This is a genomic window from Amycolatopsis sp. NPDC033938 (genome assembly GCF_055575975.1).
The window spans coordinates 1-1875 of record NZ_JBVIRO010000043.1; the positions used below are offsets into that span (position 1 = coordinate 1).

Annotated in this window: 2 rRNA genes; both read right to left on the reverse strand. The window is 58.0% G+C overall.

What is annotated here, in order from left to right:
• Positions 1-1041: ribosomal RNA gene (locus tag ACZ5ZX_RS41640) — 23S ribosomal RNA — on the reverse strand; the annotation flags it as partial.
• Between the two features lie 284 nt (positions 1042-1325).
• Positions 1326-1875 (reverse strand): 16S ribosomal RNA (locus tag ACZ5ZX_RS41645); the annotation flags it as partial.

The window sequence follows — 1875 nt, forward strand, 5'->3', positions numbered from 1 at the left end:
CCCGGCACACACATACCGGCATTCGGAGTTTGGCTAAGGTCAGTAACCCGGTAGGGCCCATCGCCTATCCAGTGCTCTACCTCCGGCAAGAAACACACGACGCTGCACCTAAATGCATTTCGGGGAGAACCAGCTATCACGGAGTTTGATTGGCCTTTCACCCCTAACCACAGGTCATCCCCCAGGTTTTCAACCCTGGTGGGTTCGGTCCTCCACGAAGTCTTACCTCCGCTTCAACCTGCCCATGGCTAGATCACTCCGCTTCGGGTCTTGAGCGTGCTACTGAATCGCCCTGTTCGGACTCGCTTTCGCTACGGCTTCCCCACACGGGTTAACCTCGCAACACACCGCAAACTCGCAGGCTCATTCTTCAAAAGGCACGCAGTCACGAGACACAAGCAAGCTTGTGTCCGACGCTCCCACGGCTTGTAGGCACACGGTTTCAGGTACTATTTCACTCCGCTCCCGCGGTACTTTTCACCATTCCCTCACGGTACTATCCGCTATCGGTCACCAGGGAATATTTAGGCTTAGCGGGTGGTCCCGCCAGATTCACACGGGATTTCTCGGGCCCCGTGCTACTTGGGTGTCTCTTCAACGAGCCGCATGAATTTCAGCTACGGGGGTCTTACCCTCTACGCCGGACCTTTCGCATGTCCTTCGCCTATCCATACGGTTTCTGACTCGTCCTGTCGCCGGCAGACGACAGCAAAGAGATCCCACAACCCCGTAGGCGCAACCCCTGCCGGGTCTCACACGCCTACGGTTTGGCCTCATCCGGTTTCGCTCGCCACTACTCCCGGAATCACGGTTGTTTTCTCTTCCTGAGGGTACTGAGATGTTTCACTTCCCCTCGTTCCCTCCACATGCCCTATGTGTTCAGGCATGGGTGACAGCCCATGACGACTGCCGGGTTTCCCCATTCGGAAACCCCCGGATCAAAGCCTGGTTGACGGCTCCCCGGGGACTATCGTGGCCTCCCACGTCCTTCATCGGTTCCTGGTGCCAAGGCATCCACCGTGCGCCCTTAAAAACTTGGCCACAGATGCTCGCGTCCACTGTGTAGTTCTCAAACAACGACCAGCCACCCATCACCTCACCGCACGCGGTGAGTTCACTGGGGCCGGCATCCTTGAAGGACGACCTCACGGCCGTACCCTCAGACACCCAACAACGTGCCAGGCACGATCCCTCGGTTGTTCATCACGTTCCACGCCGAAGCAGTACTGGTGAAGACAGCCTTGTGATCGTGCCAACTAATCAACGTTCCACCCATGAGCTGACCGTGCGAGACGTTTGCTCGCAATCGGTGCTGTGCTCCTTAGAAAGGAGGTGATCCAGCCGCACCTTCCGGTACGGCTACCTTGTTACGACTTCGTCCCAATCGCCAGTCCCACCTTCGACAGCTCCCTCCCACAAGGGGTTGGGCCACCGGCTTCGGGTGTTACCGACTTTCGTGACGTGACGGGCGGTGTGTACAAGGCCCGGGAACGTATTCACCGCAGCAATGCTGATCTGCGATTACTAGCAACTCCGACTTCATGGGGTCGATGCAGACCCCAATCCGAACTGAGACCGGCTTTTTGAGATTCGCTCCGCCTCGCGGCATCGCAGCTCTTTGTACCGGCCATTGTAGCACGTGTGCAGCCCAAGACATAAGGGGCATGATGACTTGACGTCGTCCCCACCTTCCTCCGAGTTGACCCCGGCGGTCTCCTGTGAGTCCCCATCACCCCGAAGGGCATGCTGGCAACACAGGACAAGGGTTGCGCTCGTTGCGGGACTTAACCCAACATCTCACGACACGAGCTGACGACAGCCATGCACCACCTGTATACCGACCACAAGGGGGGCACCATCTCTGATGCTTTCCGG